The organism is Actinoallomurus sp. NPDC052274 (genome assembly GCF_040679475.1).
Lineage (GTDB): Bacteria > Actinomycetota > Actinomycetes > Streptosporangiales > Streptosporangiaceae > Actinoallomurus > Actinoallomurus liliacearum.
Genome location: NZ_JBFAUT010000142.1, coordinates 1 through 1,360, shown reverse-complemented (window position 1 = coordinate 1,360; position 1,360 = coordinate 1). Strand labels below are relative to the sequence as shown.

General features: G+C 62.8%; 2 protein-coding genes and 1 pseudogene. 2 read left to right on the top strand and 1 reads right to left on the bottom strand.

The window, feature by feature from the left end; genetic code table 11:
• On the top strand, positions 1 to 701 hold a 701-nt coding region (locus AB0K82_RS44505; RefSeq protein ID WP_364409796.1), incomplete at its 5' end, for a TonB-dependent receptor.
• Positions 702 to 763: 62 nt separating this feature from the next.
• Positions 764 to 955: pseudogene (locus AB0K82_RS44500) on the top strand (GMC oxidoreductase); the annotation flags it as partial.
• A gap of 75 nt (positions 956 to 1,030) precedes the next feature.
• Here AB0K82_RS44500 and AB0K82_RS44495 read toward each other — a convergent pair.
• The coding region (locus AB0K82_RS44495; protein WP_364409793.1) for a LysR substrate-binding domain-containing protein at positions 1,031 to 1,360 on the bottom strand (330 nt) is incomplete at its 5' end.

Sequence of the window (1,360 nt, the reverse complement as noted above, 5' to 3'; positions counted from 1 at the left end):
GACTCGTCTTTCACCCCAGCGAGCGGACCAGCCTCTACGGCACCTATATCGAAGGCCTGGAAAGCGCGGGCACCGCGCCTGATGGCACCACCAATGCCGGCGAACTCCTGCCGCCATTGGTCAGCCGGCAATATGAACTGGGTGCCCGTGCCGAAGTCGGCGGTGCGCTGGCGTCGATCGCCTATTTCAACATCGATCGCGCATTGACCTACACGAACGCGGCCAGGACCTTTGTGGCCGACGGCAGGGCGCGGCACCGCGGCGTCGAAGCGTCGTTGCAGGGGCGGCTCGGCTCGACGATATCGGTGTCCTTGTCCGGACAGTATCTGGATGCCGTTCAGCGACGTACCGCCTCCACGTTCCAGAACGGAAAGCCGATCGTCAACGCGCCGCGTTGGGCGGGATCGGCGTTCGTCGAATATCGGCCGGCTTTTCTGGAAGACGCATTCGGCGTGAATGCCGGCATCTACTATACCGGCAAGCGTAGCGCCGACGTGCAGGAGCGCGTGAGCCTGCCGGCCTATGCGCTGGTTTCGCTGGGCATGAACTATCGCGTCGCGCTTCCGGGCGGCGCGAGCATGGTATTGCGTGCCAATGCCGACAATGTCTTCAACAAGCGCTATTGGCCGACCGCCGGCGACGGCGTGCTCTATCGCGGCGTGCCAAGGACCATCCGGTTCCAGGCGATGACGTCCTTCTAGGCATCGCCTGTCGTGCCACTGCCCGGAACGGTATCGTCGATCCTGTTGGCGTAGCGTTCCGGGTGCATTTTCCTTCCGATCGCGAGACATCGCAGCTTTCGGCGCGCGGGGCAGGGCCAGGAGTGTCCGCCAGCCCGGCCGCCGGTGTCGTCGATCAAAGCTGCCAAGTGTTCGGTCAGAAGGACCTCTTCGTCGTGGGTGGCTCAGTTGTTCCCCACCCGATCGGCTTGAATCCGTCAGGGACGATTTCCGCCATCGCCGGACGAACCGCAGAGAAGTTGTTCATCCGGCACCGCATGGAAATGGACGGAAGCGCGCTTCTGCCGCCCTCATCCCCGATGCCTGAGCGCATTCAGCAGCAGACTGAACGCCGGCGAAGGCTGCCGTCTGCTTGGATAGTACAGATAGTAGCCATCAAACGGCTCGCACCAGTCCTCCAGGACGCGGACGAGCCGCCCCTGTGCGACGTGACTGTTCACATGGTCTTCGAGAAGGAATGCAATCCCGTGGCCGGCAAGCGCAGCGGTCATGATGAGGTCAACGTCGTTGAACACAAATTGTCCCTCGACCTTGACCCTGAGTTCCTTGCCATCCCGCTCGAACTCCCACACGTAGATGGCCTGAGATCCGGGCAGCCGCAGGTTGATGCAGCTGTGGGC